Origin of the sequence: Undibacterium sp. Ji83W (assembly GCF_049340385.1) — a bacterium.
GTDB lineage: Bacteria > Pseudomonadota > Gammaproteobacteria > Burkholderiales > Burkholderiaceae_D > Undibacterium.
The window spans coordinates 287019-303258 of the sequence record NZ_JBMPOZ010000002.1 but is presented as its reverse complement, the minus strand read 5'-3'; the positions used below and the strand labels follow the sequence as shown (position 1 = coordinate 303258).

At 51.9% G+C, this 16240-nt stretch carries 8 protein-coding genes; 2 read left to right on the top strand and 6 right to left on the bottom strand.

Annotated features, from left to right (window positions below; translation table 11 throughout):
* Positions 1–2 precede the first annotated feature (2 nt).
* The 4 genes from ACO0LD_RS05565 to ACO0LD_RS05550 all read right to left on the bottom strand — a co-directional run bounded on the left by ACO0LD_RS05565 (position 3) and on the right by ACO0LD_RS05550 (position 11176).
* Complete coding sequence (locus ACO0LD_RS05565) at positions 3–3806, bottom strand: hypothetical protein (protein ID WP_423004568.1); 3804 nt, start codon at positions 3804–3806, stop codon at positions 3–5.
* Positions 3807–3818: 12 nt separating this feature from the next.
* Positions 3819–6530 (bottom strand): hypothetical protein, encoded by a 2712-nt coding sequence (locus tag ACO0LD_RS05560; protein WP_423004566.1) that lies wholly within the window; start codon positions 6528–6530, stop codon positions 3819–3821.
* On the bottom strand, positions 6527–10477 hold the full coding sequence (locus ACO0LD_RS05555) for a DUF6603 domain-containing protein (protein ID WP_423004564.1): 3951 nt from the start codon (positions 10475–10477) through the stop codon (positions 6527–6529). Before ACO0LD_RS05555 ends, ACO0LD_RS05560 begins: the two co-directional genes overlap by 4 nt.
* A 102-nt stretch (positions 10478–10579) precedes the next feature.
* Complete coding sequence (locus tag ACO0LD_RS05550) at positions 10580–11176, bottom strand: hypothetical protein (protein WP_423004562.1); 597 nt, start codon at positions 11174–11176, stop codon at positions 10580–10582.
* 570 nt (positions 11177–11746) lie between these two features.
* Here ACO0LD_RS05550 and ACO0LD_RS05545 point away from each other — a divergent pair.
* The gene (locus tag ACO0LD_RS05545) at positions 11747–12043 is read left to right on the top strand and encodes a hypothetical protein (RefSeq protein WP_423004560.1); all 297 of its coding nucleotides are present in this window, start codon (positions 11747–11749) and stop codon (positions 12041–12043) included.
* A gap of 195 nt (positions 12044–12238) precedes the next feature.
* Entirely contained in the window at positions 12239–12571 is a 333-nt protein-coding gene (locus ACO0LD_RS05540; protein WP_423004558.1) for a hypothetical protein, read from the top strand.
* A gap of 316 nt (positions 12572–12887) precedes the next feature.
* Here the strand turns inward: ACO0LD_RS05540 and ACO0LD_RS05535 are convergent, their stop codons facing one another.
* Both ACO0LD_RS05535 and ACO0LD_RS05530 read right to left on the bottom strand, forming a co-directional pair.
* A complete protein-coding gene (locus ACO0LD_RS05535; protein ID WP_423004556.1) occupies positions 12888–14759 on the bottom strand; it encodes a feruloyl-CoA synthase in 1872 nt (623 codons plus the stop codon).
* Between the two features lie 13 nt (positions 14760–14772).
* The gene (locus ACO0LD_RS05530; protein ID WP_423004554.1) at positions 14773–16227 is read right to left on the bottom strand and encodes an aldehyde dehydrogenase; all 1455 of its coding nucleotides are present in this window, start codon (positions 16225–16227) and stop codon (positions 14773–14775) included.
* Between the last annotated feature and the right edge of the window lie 13 nt (positions 16228–16240).

Below are 16240 nucleotides of genomic sequence, written 5' to 3'. Positions count from 1 at the left end.
ATTTATTTTTTCCTGCTCAGGTTCGAAAGCTGTAACCATCCTTCGCGCAAAATTGGCGGATGGGCGGGGAAAAGCGCAGCGTCATTTACATTGATGATGGAATCTTGCTCCCATTGTTGGTTCACGTTTTGCAACCAGGCCCAATCACCTTGTTTTTCAGCGGGCTTTGGCGTACGCAAGCTGCCGGGGTCTGCCAAAATTGGTCCGGTCTGGAAATTAACCAACAGCTTGCGGATAAAATCTTGCACCAGCGCGGCATCTAGCGACAGGTTGTTGACCGGCAAAATGCCGGTGTAAGCGTAAGCACAACCACGTGGGTCGAGTAGCAGAGTGACGGTAACAGGTGTATTTACAGAGATCGTCAAATCACCTTGAAACACTGGGTTGCCGTCGTCAGTTTTCAAGATCGGCTTGAGAAAAGCATTTGGGTTGGGTGCATTGTGAACCGTGTAAAAGGTGGAATAGCCGCCTGGCCCGGTTAAAAAGTAACCCAACAGGCCATCGTTACGCAGTTCAAGGCTGCCAAGCCGCACGGGGAAGCGCAGGCCAGTAATGTGACCCGTATCTTGTACTCCGGTAAAATGCTCAATGGTGGAATCTGGCGTTAGCATAGAATTCCACATCTGGTTGGTGGCCGGGTCGCCACGCAGTTGCAGGTTCAACTGCATTTGGGCTACGGCCAGTGGTCGTCCCATTAATGTAGGGAGAAAGGCATCTGCGCGTCCGCTAAGTGGGCTTACCAGCCAGAGCGTTTCATCTACCACTTGCATAAAATCGTTCAGGGTGTTGGCGGGTTGTGCAGCCAAGGCAGTTGTCACATTCCGCAGGGTCAAATTGGCAATTTCTTTTGGGGTGGCCGGGGTGGGTTGGCCGTTATCGGGGCCGGGACGCGGCCGCCAGTGGTCTGCCGCCAGTTCTCCCTGTAGCATCCCGGTGCTGTCGTAAATGGCGAGGCTGTTATCAAGGTGGTTGGGCAGCAGCCAGCCGCAAATGGGGTTGTTAATCGTCAAATCGCCATCGCCGTTCAGCAGCCAGGTCATTTCGAGCTGAGCACTTTGGACGATGCGCGGCCCAAGCACAAAGGGCACATTGATGGTATCTGGTATGGTGACACCCGCAGGAGGCATCAATGATGGGCTAATGAATGGCTGGAACCCATGTGGCGTATTGGGCGCGGTAAGATCGTAGGTTTGACCAAAAGCATCCACAATTTGCAAGTTTCCGGGAGTTGTTCCGCCGTTTCCATTTTGAGATTGTGCAGGGAACGTCACAAGTCCACCACGTACTGGGAAGAAGGTACTGTACGCGGCACTGGTAGTCAATGTCGGCATCCAGTGATATTGCTCCTGAACGATATCACCAACGGGTGGGGTGGGGCTACCGTGTTTGTAAGGTAACGGAACCGATGATTGCGAGGTTGGCGGGGGAAAGGTTTCTTGTGAAAGCAGGGTAATTAATTGGTCAGTTAAACCGCTCAGGGTTTGTCCGATGATGTCCCAATCCATAACCTGTTTTAAGAGTTGTTCCATTTGGGTAGTATCGACCGAGGGCGAAGCTTTCAGGTATTTCGCGAGCTTATCGGACAACACGTTTTGTGCAAAAGGCGTCAGAATGCTGCGGCCTTTAAACGAAAGAAGACGGCTGGCGTCAACATCTGTACCTGTCCAGTGATAGTTGCTGCCGTCAAACGTCCACGCGGGCAAGCTGAAATCTCCGGTTTGGTCAGCCGTTGGATAATAATGAACCATCCATTCCAAAAACAATGGCGACCAAGCTTGATGCCAAAGGGCATACGATAAAGGGCTGGGCGCAATGCCTTGCCAAGTCCCTTTGCTGGTATCAGCCCCCAATAACGCAGTGATAGAGTCAGCCAGTGCCTTGTTGTTTGTTCCGATAACTGCATTTGCCATGATGGTGGCATTGAGCGGGTCGCTAAAGAAGGCTTCTACCAGCAGCGCCGGGATGGATGGGATGGCGGTAAATTTAGAAAGCTGGTTGAAGTTGACCCCTGTGAGCGCCGACGCTGTGATGATAGGCTGTCCTATGACGTTCAACCCGCTGATGGTTTGCCCCGGTAACCGACAAGTGAGTGTTCCATCAATATTAAAACGACCGTCTTCACCGTGTTTGTATGCACGCCCTGCGCCACAGATCAGCACCACCGGGTCGGTAGTGTGCCAGTAACGCTTTGCCAATGTGGCTTTTAATTGAAGTCCCAACTCGGCAAGCGTTACGCTGCCCGGAAAAGTCCATTGTTGATTGGCCCAAGTGTTGGCTTTGACGGGGTCAGTGGGGTCGGGCAGGGCGGCTTGAGCATTTGCCTGGGTGCAGCACATATTCCATACCGCGGCAAGCAGATTAGGGTACAGCTTTTCTTTTAGTAGTGGATGCAATACATCAAAAGAAGGGGTGGTAGTGGGTTCTTCACCCCATCCAAAGTTAGATGCTTGGCTGAGTTTGAGCCACAATCGATATAACTCACCCTGCTGACTTTCGATTGTATATTGTTTGAGATCAAATTCTTTTTGCTGCAGATTGAGTGCGTTGAGTTGTTCCAGCAGTTTGGCAGCTTGCTCTGGGGTAAGCGTGTTATCTGTAACGTCAAATGCTTTGGTGCTGTCTGTGCTTGCAACTACCTGCCAGACCGTGCCACCTGGGGCAGACCCGAACCATGATTTTTCGACTTGTTGCTGCACCAATGCTGTACCGCCGGGTTTGTCATAATCAGCAAGCAATTCCAACGCGGCAGCCTGAATTAGGCTGGAAAGCGTATTGCCTGCACTTAACCAAGCGGTTTTATTTGTCGGGTCAGATTGACTCTCAACGGTGGCATAGTTCTGAATCAACGCTGAAAGCGCATCGACACCGGTATTACCCACTGCCACTTCAACATTTTTCAGGCCATTGTTGCCCAGGCTTTGGCCACCATCCGGCCATTTTATATCTGCCACAAAGCTGTGATACAAGGATGTCGAAGGCGGTGTGGCAGGCGCGTCGGTTGTGGATGGTAATCCCCAGTGCAGGGCCGCCAAAATGGCGGTGAAACGTTGGGAGGGGGTCTGCTTTTGCCAATCGGCTTGTGATTTCCAAATGGACGGGGGAAAGGTGGTTACCCCATTTAACGGGTCGCCTGCCGGGTTGGAGTACCAACCTACCACTGTATAGCTATAGTGGTATGAACCGCCTTGCTCTTCATGAGGCAGATCGTTATCTACAAAAGAAAAGACGTTTTCAGAAAACGGTTTGTAGGCAGAAAACGACACATTACCCGGCCCAACTGCCTGCAAGAAGAGTGTCCCAGCCGGGTCGCCCTGTGTTTGCCAGGTTTCAACCGTAAAATTTGTGCCGATTTTGGCGCTGTTGACCGTAATTTTTTGGCCATCATCAGAAATACCCGAGGCCTGAGACGGATTGAGAAAAGCGCTAGAGCCGGCATTTTTGTCATTCTGCTGGTAATCACTTTGGACAACCCAAGCCTTCATGCCCCATTGATTATTTGCGGTGTTAAACCGCACTACCAGCCAGCGGTTGGGTACGAATGGGAAGTTAAATGATCCATTGGCCTGTTGAATGGAATGTGTAAGCGCATCTGGCAAAGCCCAGTGGAGATGAACTCCGTGTTGCGGGGCGCTGTGAGACTGTGTATCAAACGGCTGTGGGATGGGGCTTTCAAAGGAGTTCAGCTTGTCGTAATCAGCGTAATACCATGCCAACACTTCATTGTTGAGGGTGGACTTATTTACAACCCACGCATCCATTGCCATGGGTACGAGCAGACTTTCTTTGTCATTTGGGGGGAGAGTCATCCGTCATTTTCCTCAGGCCAAAGGGGTAAATTTCATTTGTTCGGGCACGCGTACCATTTGGACGGCAAAGGATGCTGGGGTGAGCGTTAGTGTAGGTTGCTCAGGTACGTTGTTTTGAATGGTTGCTTCAACAAGTTTCACAAGCCCGTTGATGCCCGCAAAATTAAAAGGCGCATTTGCACCAGCACGTCGGGCAGTTTTCATGGCATCTGCAGGCAGATAGATTGTTTCGCCTTTATCGTTTTTAATCACTTTGCCAATATTTTGTGGGGAAAACTGTCGGACACCGGGAATATAGCGCATCTCAATCCCTGCATCTTCGGAGCCAAAAACCAACCCTTCGCTGGGTTCGGTAAAAGTGATTTGGGTCGGCACATCGGGGTAAAGAGCAAAAAGCGTGTCGCTGGCAAGCAGTTCCAGGCGTAGGGGGGGCATGGGTTGTGGCGCATCTTGCGTCCCGGTAAATGCTTTGATCTCAAGCCCTGGCCAGCCTGCCACTCCTTGCGAACGCAGTAAAAATCCACTAGGTTGGGGCGCAACTGGGGCAGCGTGGATAGGCAGGCCAAGTAGGGTATTACGCATTTGCGCCATTCGCCCCTGAATTTTTTGGTGAAGTTTCTCGCGCATCAATTGATGAAGGAGTACATCACGCCCGGTTTGCAGACCAATGCTCAATGCGCCATCTAACAAGGCATCTACCCAATTTTGGTCAAGATAGAAAAAACGGATGCTATCCTGTGGCAGCAAACTGGGATGCGCCACAAGATTATTGAATGGAACGTTGTGGAGTAAAGCCGTGGAAGCCAACCACGCCACAATTTGACTGGCATCTTGGTTGGGGTCTTGAACGTAGAGCACACTACCGACTGGCATGGGGGTGCCAGCATAAGGCTCAATTGGGATACTGAGCGATTTTGCAGGCACATCACTTGATAGAACGACTGGCATAAGGGTTTTTTCGTCGGGGCTGGAAAGGACGATACCGGTTCCCTTGGGAATGACTTCTTTTGTTCCATGGGTGTTTAGTTTGATAGATGTTGCACCCGTTGCCAAGGCCGACGCCGTCGTCCCTAGGTTATCTAACCCTGAAAGATGTTGCAAAAGTGCCACCACCCGCTGATGCTGCATTAAAGTGAACAGTTGGGCCGGGGTTGTTGCACTTGGCAATGTCTGAGCTGTTGCGATCGGGGTTAGTGGTACGCGATCTTTTTGACCGACCTTTTGAAAAACTTTTTGATAAAAAACCAACGATGAAGCTTGGTGAAAAGCCTGTGCAACAAAGTTGGTATCGAGTAATTTCGTCAGGTCTAGGATGCTGCTTGTCGTTGCAAACTCATTGCCCAATGCATTCACTACACCATTTTGTTTTATTTTTTCTGAATAAACCGGGCTGGTGATGCGTTCGTGGAGCAAATCAACAATGCTGTGGGCGTGAATGCGCCAATTCATTAGATTTTGTGCGAACGGCGCACTAGCCAGCGCAAGTGAACGTCCTGTTTGGAAGGCAACCGCATACGACTGGTCAAAAATACCTGTTGCCTCTTCAAAGATCATGGCTGCGCTGGTTGTCAATGGGACGGTGGGGTTTTGGGGTTGCCCTGGCCCGGCATCTTTCAGAAAGCGAGTTACCCGTACAGGGGAGAGCGGGCCACGATACCAAGCAAAGCTTTGGTCGCCGCTCGACATTTTATAAGAGAGTGGCACATATCCATCTTTCAGGCGGGCTTTCACTTGTTGTGCCGCATCATCTGCGGTTTTGGCAGCTGCTGATTTTGGCAATGGCAAGTGAAGTTGCAGGTCTGGCTTATCTTGAATGAGGTTCAGCATGAGAGTTTTAAAATTCTCTGCCGGGTCGGGCTGCGATGTGTACGTCCAGCTAAATAGCGAGACCATACGTACGGTGTCATATCCGCTAACAGTTGGTGCTGCGTTTTGATTAAGCTTGTCTTGAAACCCTTCAAGCGAAACGAGATGGACGATATTGCCTATTTGCGCTACATCGGCAGCGGGCGGCACGGCAAAACGGTTGGCAATCACGGCGCTATACCAGCCATCGTGTATTTGCCCGTTGGCTGCGGCTTTGTTCTGAACATTCACTTGGCGCGTGTGTGCCAGAAAAGGTAGGTCAGCAATACTGGGGAGTAGCAGATTAAACGTAGCAATCGGAATGTCAATGACGTTGCAGTAGGTTTTGCTCTGATTCTCACCATCTTCTAGCGTGATGTTTGGTCCAAGGGTGCCGACAGGTGGGTTGAGCAGGTCTTTCAATAGAATGGATGTGACGTGATTCGGGTTTTGCTGGCTGCCCGCTGGCGCGTTTTGCGGCGCAGGCAATTCGCTTTCGCTAAAGACGAGCAGCGCTACCCAAGGGATGGTGCTCTGGTTCAAAATGAAATCGCGTTCCCAGGGCAAAGACTTGCGCTTGAAGACAATCTGCGGCAGGTATTCATCGTAACTGCCAGAACTGCCTGCCGCCGGGAAAACCTGGCTGACATCGCCCGGCGGCAAACTAAAGCGGGCACCCTGCACAATAAATTTTTGCGTGATAGGTGGCTGTGGCTGCGCTGGAATATCGGTATTTCCCTGATCTTTTGTTGTTTGAGCAGTATCGACTGTGAGCGCTTGCGACAACTGGAGCGTGAATTCGCCATCTTTCAGCGATGGGATGTAATGATCGTAAAAATTAACGGTGACGTCATTGGGAAGTGGCTTTCCGTTGTTCATTGCGCAACTCCATTGCCGACGGGGTGGGTGGCAGGTAAAACGAGCGGTTGACCATTGAGCCAGCGACCAGGGTCTTTTGCAAAGTATGTATAGTCTCCGTTGGTCTGGGGGTCATATTGAAATTGTTCTATCAGCGCATTGTAAATATTGGTGCGAGAAATTGTTATTTTAGTATTGGTCAAACTTTCTTTGATCGCATCCCAAGTATTGGTGTTTTCCTGTGGGACTTGGCCCGATGGCAGGGTTGTAGTATTTAATGGTAGGTGAGCAGGTGTGTAGTATGGAGACTCATCGTCAACTACATCAGGGGTAAAAGCCTGTGTAATATCAATTGACAACGCCATGTCCCCGCTTGGCGTAAGTATTGGAACTTTGGGAGTGATGCGTTGAAAGCCAAACAGCCTGCCTTCAAGCGTCTCGTTCATCTCCGGCGCATTTGCAGATTTGCCACCCGGTTTCAAGGGGAGCGGTTTGCCCCATTTGGCGGCCTGGGTGCGTACAATGTTCGGTTGAAAGTCAAAATCAGCGGCGAGATTGGAAGGCTTCTTTGCCTTATCATCTGTCAGTGTAAGCGTCAGCACTGAACTGCCCAGTGTTGCGCGCATTGGGCGAATGCAGACAAAATATTGGCCCCCATTGGGGCAAAGTGCGCTGGCCTGCCATTTTGTCTGTGCTGTTTCACCATCCACAGGAGTAACATCCATTTCGGTCAGCGGAATACTGCTGACGGCAGAGAACGAAAAATTGGCAGGGCTCACCAGCCAAACTGAATTACCATCTTTATCTGTTAGGGTAGAAACTAGACCGCTCACCGCAGTTAGGGTCAGTACACTGGCAGATGGTGTTGAAGTGGATACATCATGCGTCATCAATTTGGGGGCAGACCCGTAAGGAGTGCTCTGCGGTAACAGGGTTTGTGCAAAACCTTGTCCATTGCTTTGATCTGTCCACGGAATGCTGGGAGGCAGCGACGATTCATCTGCGCCAAAACCAATTGAAAACGAAATAATGTACAAGTTGATACGCACCACTCCGCCCATGCCCGGCCCCCAGAGTGTGAGTGAAGCACCCAGTTCAAATTTTAACGTTACGGTGACGAACAACAGGTTCAGCCGGTAAGATATCCCAATGCTGACACCAATATCGAGGTTGTAATGGAAGGGTGCCCATGAAATGAGCGCATCCATGTGTGCAATAAACCAGGCCCGCAGGTTGCCCGAACTAAAGACAATCTGCAGTCCACCTCCTGCCATAATACAACTGGGTGTCAAGGCAAAATAGGCATCACCAGAAATGGTTAATTCAGTGGTGATGGGCCAGTTGAAGCCCAGGCGCGGCACTTGTGGGTAATACGTCGGCGGTTTGAAATGCGGGTGGTAGCCGCCAATCGCCAGCACAAATTCACCAGCGTGTGGATGATCGCCAAACCAGACATAAAAAGCAAAGCCCCCAGTGAGGTGGCAGTTTGGGTCTATGACAAACGAATTATTGGTCAGAACAGCCGCCGCCGAGATGATTCCCTGCGAAGGTAGAATTTCAATTTCCACGCCCATCTCCACATAAGCAAAGCGGGTGCTGGGTGGCTTACCTTCAGGGCCAGAGGGGGGCGGCATACTCATCCACGAATCGCCCAACAGGGCAATCTGCAGCTCGTTGCCAAATTCCACGCTGACCAATGCCGAACTGTGGATCAGGTCAAAGCTGGTGAAGCGAATGCCCGCCGCCAACCAGTATTCACCGCGCTGCGGCGGCACTACATCGTCAATCTTTTCTAAAACCACAGCAGGGTTGGGGAATGTCCATGCGCCGGAGGGACTTTGTGTTGCGCCAAGCTCTGCGGGGTCTTTCAATGCGGCGACAAACGGAAAGGATGAGACCCCACTGAGCGCAGGCAGCTTAATGGCGCGGTTGTAGCCAAAACCGGCGGCCAGCCCGGTGACAAAGAAGAATTCTGGCCCACCGAGTGGCGCGAGCATCACACCATAAATGAATATAGATGCGCTGCCATCCTGCCCACCCTGACCGGGCAAATAGGCATAAGAACCCAGCGCCGAGATGGCAAAGCTGCCCACTTCAATGGTGGCTGTGCCACCATATTCGGTACAAGGCCGCTCTGGCAATGCTGGCGGAATTTTGACAAAGGCCGCATCGAGGCTGACGGGGCCAGCTTTGAAGGTGATGCCCATGCCGCTGAGATCAAGTTCGTATTTGCGCAAATCTGCTGGCGTGCGCAGAGGCATACCCACCGTCAGGCCAGTGAGCATAGCGCTTAATTCCCCAACGCGAACGCCGCCATCGAAAAGCACTGAAAGCTGACTTTTTTCTTTGACCCAGCCAATGCCCAAGCGTTCACATTCAAGCGGCCCCAGCGTGCGGCTGATGGGAATAAACACCTTTTCGGCGGGGTCGTCATTTTGGTCGTATAGCTGCACATCAAACGTGCCATGCAGATACCACGCCGCCGCAACACCAAAGCTGGGGTTGACTGGATTGTTATTGCCCTGCGCAGTTTGCTTTGTGCCGCCCGCCTGCAACAGACTTTGCGCCACCGGGTTGCTGCCACTGCCGCCACCGGCCGAAGGCAACAGAGGAACGCCAAGCTCATAAAGTTTCACCGCAAAACCATAAGTCCAAGTGGATGGTTCGGTGATAACCAGCGCATCGAGCGTGGCACGCAGTTCAACTCCTTGCAAGCTGTAGCCATCAATATTAACCAGCGGGTTCCCGGCGCGGCCTTTAATATCCACTCCAATGCTAGAAAGCGAGAAGCCCGGTGTAAAACGATATTCGTCGTTGGTTTTGGACATCAGCCAGAGAGTCAGTCCTTCGAGCGGCAGGCTGGCTTCGGGTGGCAGGCTGCGTCGCATCCAATTGTTACCTCCATCTAGTTCGCCGCTGAGCCATGCGCCAAGGCACAGGTTAATATCCAAGCCGGGGGCATTGCCCGATGTGCCACGGCCTCTATTGAGCCCCATCTCCATGCGTACTTGGATGCCATAATCAACACTGCCATCGTCGCTGTTGTAACGAGTTGAAATAAAAATGCCGCCACCGGGTAGCGTCACAATGGCGCGGCAGTAGCCACCATCCAAAATGGTGGTGCATAGATAGGCAATGCAATCAAGCGCAATCGCTTCTGGCTTTTTGGATACGTTCAGGGTTAGCGAATATTTGGGCGGATTTCCCGTTGATTTAACGAGACCGACTGCATGAAGCAAACTGCCCACTTTTAGCGGCGTCAGGCCAATCGGCTCAATCAGCCAGTCTGACGATTGATCGAGAATTGCAGTCAACCAGGTTTGCACTTCTGGATGATCATTTAGGATGGTTTGTATGGATGTATAGGTATTGGGTGCTTGCGTGCCGTCTAACCCCAAAAATCTCAGCTGCATGGTGGGCGCGGTTGCATGGAGGAATATTTTTGTATCCAGTTGGGCGCCGCTAAACGAGACAGCCCCGCTTTGAAAACGGGTGTCGCGTGGCCCCGTTAGATGCAGGCCCAGTTGCAGCGCTTCATCGGATTTGTCGAGCAAGAAATGTGCCCCGGAAGGGGAAAAGCTGAAAAGTGGCAGATACACATAAGCTTCCACCTGCAAACCACCCTTATCGGGAATGCTTTGAATGGTGCCGACACCAATTGTCCCTTGCGTGACCCCTTTTGGCGGCAACACCACATAATAGGGAGACTGACCAGCCGTGTAAGTGTTTTGAATCATCCGCCAGCTAGCGCCTTCAAATACCGACGGAGGTTCAGAGGCTGCCACTCCCAGCACCCCATGCAGAAGGTCCACCACCTGGTCCAGCCGCGTCCCCATTTTTTCCATCTCGCTAACGGGGTTTGAAAACCATTCGCTGTTTAGTTCAAAGCCATCGGCCTGCTTTCGTAGCAGGCCAATCAACTGCCCCACTGCCTGCGTTGATGGGCTAAGTTCAGAAGATGAGATCATGAAGCGAACGCCTGTTTGAAGATCGACACTGCATACATAAATTACCCCGGCTGGGTTGGGTATTAACCCAAACTACAAAAAAGCGTAATATGAAAATCTCTACTAGGTATATGTTATTACCGCAATAGTGTTGACATTTTCTTTTATGCTGGAACTATTATTTATGTAATTCTTCCATCCATCCCTCTGAAATTGCCAGATTACAAAACTGGTGCCAGAAGCGCGATCTATTTCAAATAAGCCATTACGATCAAAAGTTTTCATAAAAGCAACGGCGATGTAAACATTGGCAGGATTTGCGCTACGTTGATTTTCTATTTTCGTAACATCGTTCTGGAATCGATTTAATATGTCGTCATTCGGTCTGTTCTGAGTTTTCAATTCAAGATATATGTTGTTTCCCATGCGAGGATAGAGTACAACATCGGCTATTTGCGTGCTATTTGGGTAATGTACTTCACGGTCGGCTGCATGACCAGGCTTAAGCTGATCGCTAAGTTCTACAATTGTCTCAATTTGTAGCCACCCTTCCCACCCGCCTCGAAAATTATTAATGATCGTATCGATCATCCCAGAGTTCACCTCTGTAATTTTCTTTATCGCAGTAATAACTGCCTCAGATCTCATCTTCGCTCCCGCGCTTGGCTTAAGTCCAACTGCAAACTTGCCAGAATGAATTTTGAAAGCGAAGAAACGCACTGTCTCCGCCAGCGATTCCCACTTCTAGCAGAGGGAATACAACAATGGGCATCGCCCATCCAGCAAAATTGAAATAAGCTGCTCTTCGCTGCTAGGATTTTTTGCGATAAATGCTATCAATATTTCATTAATTATAAAAGAATTATTTTCTATGACTAGGGTCTGTTGACATATTTATCAATATAGCTGTTAACTTTTTCTGAAATGTGTGTTGATTTGCACTGAAAATTGACCCATTTTGCTGGATAATTTGCATCTATTGTGACCCACGTTTAGCACGCAATCCTACTTATCTTGATGAGTAGGAGACAGGAGTGATTGACGTGGCATTACTAGGTATTATTCGACGCTGGCACATTCGTGAGCAGATTCCATTACGGGAGATCGCCAGATGACTGGGCATCTCTCGCAACACTGTCCGGCGCTATCCGCGCGACACTATCTGCGCTCTGAAGTCACAGAGCCTGCCTATGCGGAGCGACAAACAACCAGTGCTATCGACAAATACGCATTGCAGCTTTCGAGCTGGCTTAAAACCGAGTAGGTAAAAATCGGAAGCAACGACGCAGCTTGAAACAGCTTCATCTGGATCTGAAAGAACTGGGATTTGAAGGCTCAAATGATCAGGTGGCTATTTTCGCCAAGAAGTGGAAGGTGGATGAAAATGACCGGGTTAATTCAGCTAGTAACCGCAGTCGAGATAATGAAAGGTCGATTACCCCAAGCCGCACTAAATTGCACCAAAAGGACGATTACCCCCATAGCCGCGATCAAACAAGAAATCCATTCCCACGAGGAAACAAGGGAAACATTACAGAGCGAATCCATCGCCAAGCATACTTTGGCGCAGCAGGTAACGGATCTTAAGGATCGCTTGGTGGAGTATGAAACACACCAGCAATCAATGAAAAAAACAATCATGCACGGGACGCCCTGGAGCATTACAGATCCTCCGTCAAAGAGTAACGAGATCAGGATATCAGGCGTCATGAACAGCAAGTTCAACAACTACAGGCTGAGTTGCGTCATTTGCAACAGAGCCTTGTGCTCAAGCAGAACGAAGTGACGCAACTCAACCAGGATGGGGCTAAGCTGATTGCAGAATTGTCCCAGGCGCAGAAGTCGCTATATGAAGAGAAAAATCAGAGTCGTAAGACACAGACTGAGTTAGATGCACAACGAGCTATCGCACAGCGTGCCGAGCAGATGGATACTCAATTAATTGAAAAGACTGCCCGGATCACTGACTTACAGGAGCAGCATGCTGAGGCTTTGACTCTGGAGACGCAGATAAGCACTTTGCAATTGGAGTTGGCCAAGTGTGTTGCCAAGCTTGATACTCAGCAGCTAATGGTGGCTGAATTTAAGACTTTCTTGAATGTGAAACCGCAGTAAATTATTCTTAAGCAAGACGACTGCGCAGACCATCTTATTGATTTGCAGCCGCATGCATGGGTTAATTAAAACGAACCCTCGATGTCACTTTAAAAACAAATATTGATGAATTCTGACGACAAAAATCTATTTAACCCAGCCTTCAGTTGGCATCAAGTATTCCGTCTGTATTCGGCACCAAGGCAACAAAACTGATGGTCTACCTACAAACAACGTTCGGTTCACCACCAGAGTATCGAGGTCGCGGAAATTTACCGTTCGCAGGTTTCCCCCAATTAAGAGATCGCATTTGGAGAAATTTATATTGTTTGCATTTTTACTCTACTATAAATGCCCCGCCAGTTTTCGCAGCATCATACATCGCCTCGACCAGCTCCACGCGCCGCGTCAACACCATACGTTGATTGATTGAGCCTTTGTCGGTCTGCTCTCCAGCGACCACGGACGGTGCTTCTTCCAGCAGCATCATGCGTTGGATGCGGGATGCAGACCCCGTCGCCTTGGTGTTCAACTGCACCAGCAATTGCTGGAAATGGTGGCGTACAGGGGCGCTGCACAGAATAGCGGCAGCATCTGCATTGGCCCCCAATCCGGACAATAGCTGGCATTGATCCAGACGAGGGAATATCAGTAAGCCTATGTTGTCACGATTGAGACCGGCCACCACCACGTCCTGGATGTAAGGCGCGCCGGTACTGATCACCCGTGCCCGTAATGGACCCACACTGACGAAGGTGCCACTACTAAGCTTGAAGTCCTCGGCGATACGGCCATCGAACATCAATCCCAGTTCAGGCCGTGCCGGATCGACGAAGCGTACCGCGTCGCCACTGCAGTAATAACCTTCTTTGTCGAAGGCAGTGGCGGTGGCTTCCGGTGCGCGCCAATAACCCGGCATAACGTGTGGGCCGCGAAAGCGTGCTTCGTATTTGTCGTCTACCTGCACCAGCTTGACCTCGCAGGCGGGTGCAGGCAAGCCGACATAGCCTGCCATCATTACCGGTCCGGTGGTGAAGGTGCAGGACGGCGCTGTCTCCGTCATGCCCAGGCCTGCCATAATGCGAATCCGTTGACCACACTGGTTTTCGCTGACCTGCTCCAGAGCATCCCACGCAGCTTGCGACAAACCTGCACCTGCAAAAAAGAACAGTTCCATCTGAGAAAAGAAGTGTTGGCAAAGTGCAGGGTCATCCTGCAATGCAGCAGTAAGCAGTTCCCAACCCTTGGGCACGTTGAAGAATACAGTCGGCGCGATTTCTTTCAGGTTGTGCACCGTAATAGCGAAGTCACGCGCAGTTGGTTTTCCATCGTCAATGTAGTAACTGCCACCATTGTATAGTGCGATGCCGACGTTATGACTGCCGCCGAATGTGTGACTCCAGGGTAACCAGTCCAGCAGTACCGGTGCCTTGTCGCCGAAAGCCGGGAAGCTTTGCAGCAGCATCTGTTGGTTGGCGCATAGCATACGCTGCGTGGTGATCACGGCCTTGGGTAGCTTGGTCGAGCCGGACGTGAACAGAAACTTGGCAATAGTGTCGGGGCCGCTGGCTGTGTTGGCTGCGTCTACCGTGCCTGGTACCGTTGCCAGCAATTCGGCCAACTGTGTGCTGGTGCGCCCTGCATTACCACGGTTGATCACGATTTCCACTTCAGTTGACACCGCAGTTGCCAGTGCCGCTGCACAGGTGCCGCCGTCGGTGGCATAGATCATACCCGGCGTCAGGTGGCGCACGAAGTGTGACAACTTGGTGTAGTCAGTGGCAATGGTGGAGGCTGCAGGCGACACGGGACAATAGGGGATGCCTGCATACAGCGCCCCCATTGCCATCTGCAGATGTTGCAGGTCGTTGCCGGACAAAATCATCAGTGGACGCTCGGCGGACAGGCCACGGTCCAGCAGTGCCTGGCCGATGGCGCGCGCCTGCTCCAGCATTTCCCGGTAGCTGATGTGCTGCCAAGCGCCATCAGGGCCACGTTGCGCGACCAGCGTGCGCCCAGGATGCTGTTCAGCGCCGCGTATCAGGCAATCGGTGATACGGTCCGGGTAGGCATCCAGTGATTCCAGCGATGCAAGATGCCAGCATCCCTGTGTATCGGTGTCTATCCGCACCGACGCACTGCCGACGCGCACCGGACGGTAGCGCGACAGATCCAGCGTGCCCACCTCAGTGGAGGGGAGTTGCGTCATGGTGTTAACTCCGTCAAACCGGATAGTGACGATGTCCACTCTGGATGGTGATCCAGCGCAGATCGGTAAATTCGGCGACGCCGGCCTTGCCACCGAAGCGCCCGTAGCCACTGGCTTTGACGCCGCCAAACGGCATTTGAGCCTCGTCTGCCACGGTGGAGCTATTGATATGGCAAATGCCTGATTCGATGCGGCGCGCCAGCGCCAGTGCACGCGAAATGTCGCGGCTGAAGACTGCCGCCGACAAGCCATACTCACCAGCGTTGGCTTCAGCCAGTGCTGCCTCGTCACCATCGACACGGATAATAGCGACGATGGGGCCAAAGGATTCCTCCTGATAAACCGCCATAACAGATGTGATGTGGTCGATGATGGCCGGTTGCAGCACATTGCCATCGGTTTCGGTGCTACCACAAACCAGTGTGGCACCTTTGGCACAGGCATCGTCGATCATGGCAGCTACGCGGCTGGCGGCAGCGCCATCGACCATGCCACCCAGTACCGCGCCTTGTTGGCCCGGTTTGCCAGCGCGCAGACTATAAGTTTTTACTTTCAGCTTTTCGACGAACTGGTCCGCCACCTTGCTGTCGACGATGATGCGGTCAGTTGACATGCAAATCTGCCCCTGGTTAAAGAAGGCCCCGAAGGCGGCAGCCTGTACCGCTTCATCCAGGTCAGCGTCGTCCAGCACCAGCAATGGATTCTTGCCACCCAGTTCCAGTACCACTGGTTTCAGATATTGTGCCGCTTGCTTCGCAATGATGCGTCCCACCTTGGTCGAGCCAGTGAAGTTGACACGCTTGACGGCCGGATTGGCGATCAAATGAGCCACGATGCTGGCGGCGTCCTGCGGTGCATTGCTGATGACGTTGACCACTCCAGCCGGAAAACCGGCATCCTCGAACACTTTACCGATCAATCGGTGCAGGGCAGGGCATATTTCTGACGACTTTAGCACTACGGTGTTGCCACAGGCCAGCGGAGTGGCGATGGCGCGCGTGCCTAGAATCACCGGCGCATTCCAGGGCGCAATACCCAACACCACGCCACAGGCCTGGCGCACTCCCATTGCCATCAGGCCAGGCACGTCTGATGGGATGATTTCACCAGCGATCTGGGTGGTCATGGAAGCCGCTTCACGCAGCATACCCGCTGCCAGCATCACGTTGAAACCATACCACCCCGGTACGCCACCAGCTTCGGCCACACCAGCGGCGATGAATTCGGGCGCGCGTGCTTCCAGGCAATCAGCGGCTTTCAGCAGCAGACGGCGGCGTTCGCCCGGTGCCGTGGCGGACCAAGTGGGAAAGGCCGCCTGTGCCGCTGCTACAGCGGCATCAGCATCAGTCAGGGTGGCGGCTGCAGCAACTGAAGCAGTGTCGCCAGTGGCGGGGTTGAGGCGCTGGTAAGTGGCGCCTGTGGACGCGGCCTGATCCAGGCCTCCAATCAGCAAACGAGTTTCAAACATGACGTATCTCCTG

Excerpts from the sequence above, each read along its gene's own strand:
- ACO0LD_RS05535 (WP_423004556.1), bottom strand. The coding sequence starts at position 14,759 with ATGACGCAACTCCCCTCCACTGAGGTGGGCACGCTGGATCTGTCGCGC.
- ACO0LD_RS05530 (WP_423004554.1), bottom strand. The coding sequence starts at position 16,227 with ATGTTTGAAACTCGTTTGCTGATTGGAGGCCTGGATCAGGCCGCGTCC.
- ACO0LD_RS05560 (WP_423004566.1), bottom strand. The coding sequence starts at position 6,530 with ATGAACAACGGAAAGCCACTTCCCAATGACGTCACCGTTAATTTTTAC.
- ACO0LD_RS05565 (WP_423004568.1), bottom strand. The coding sequence starts at position 3,806 with ATGACTCTCCCCCCAAATGACAAAGAAAGTCTGCTCGTACCCATGGCA.
- ACO0LD_RS05555 (WP_423004564.1), bottom strand. The coding sequence starts at position 10,477 with ATGATCTCATCTTCTGAACTTAGCCCATCAACGCAGGCAGTGGGGCAG.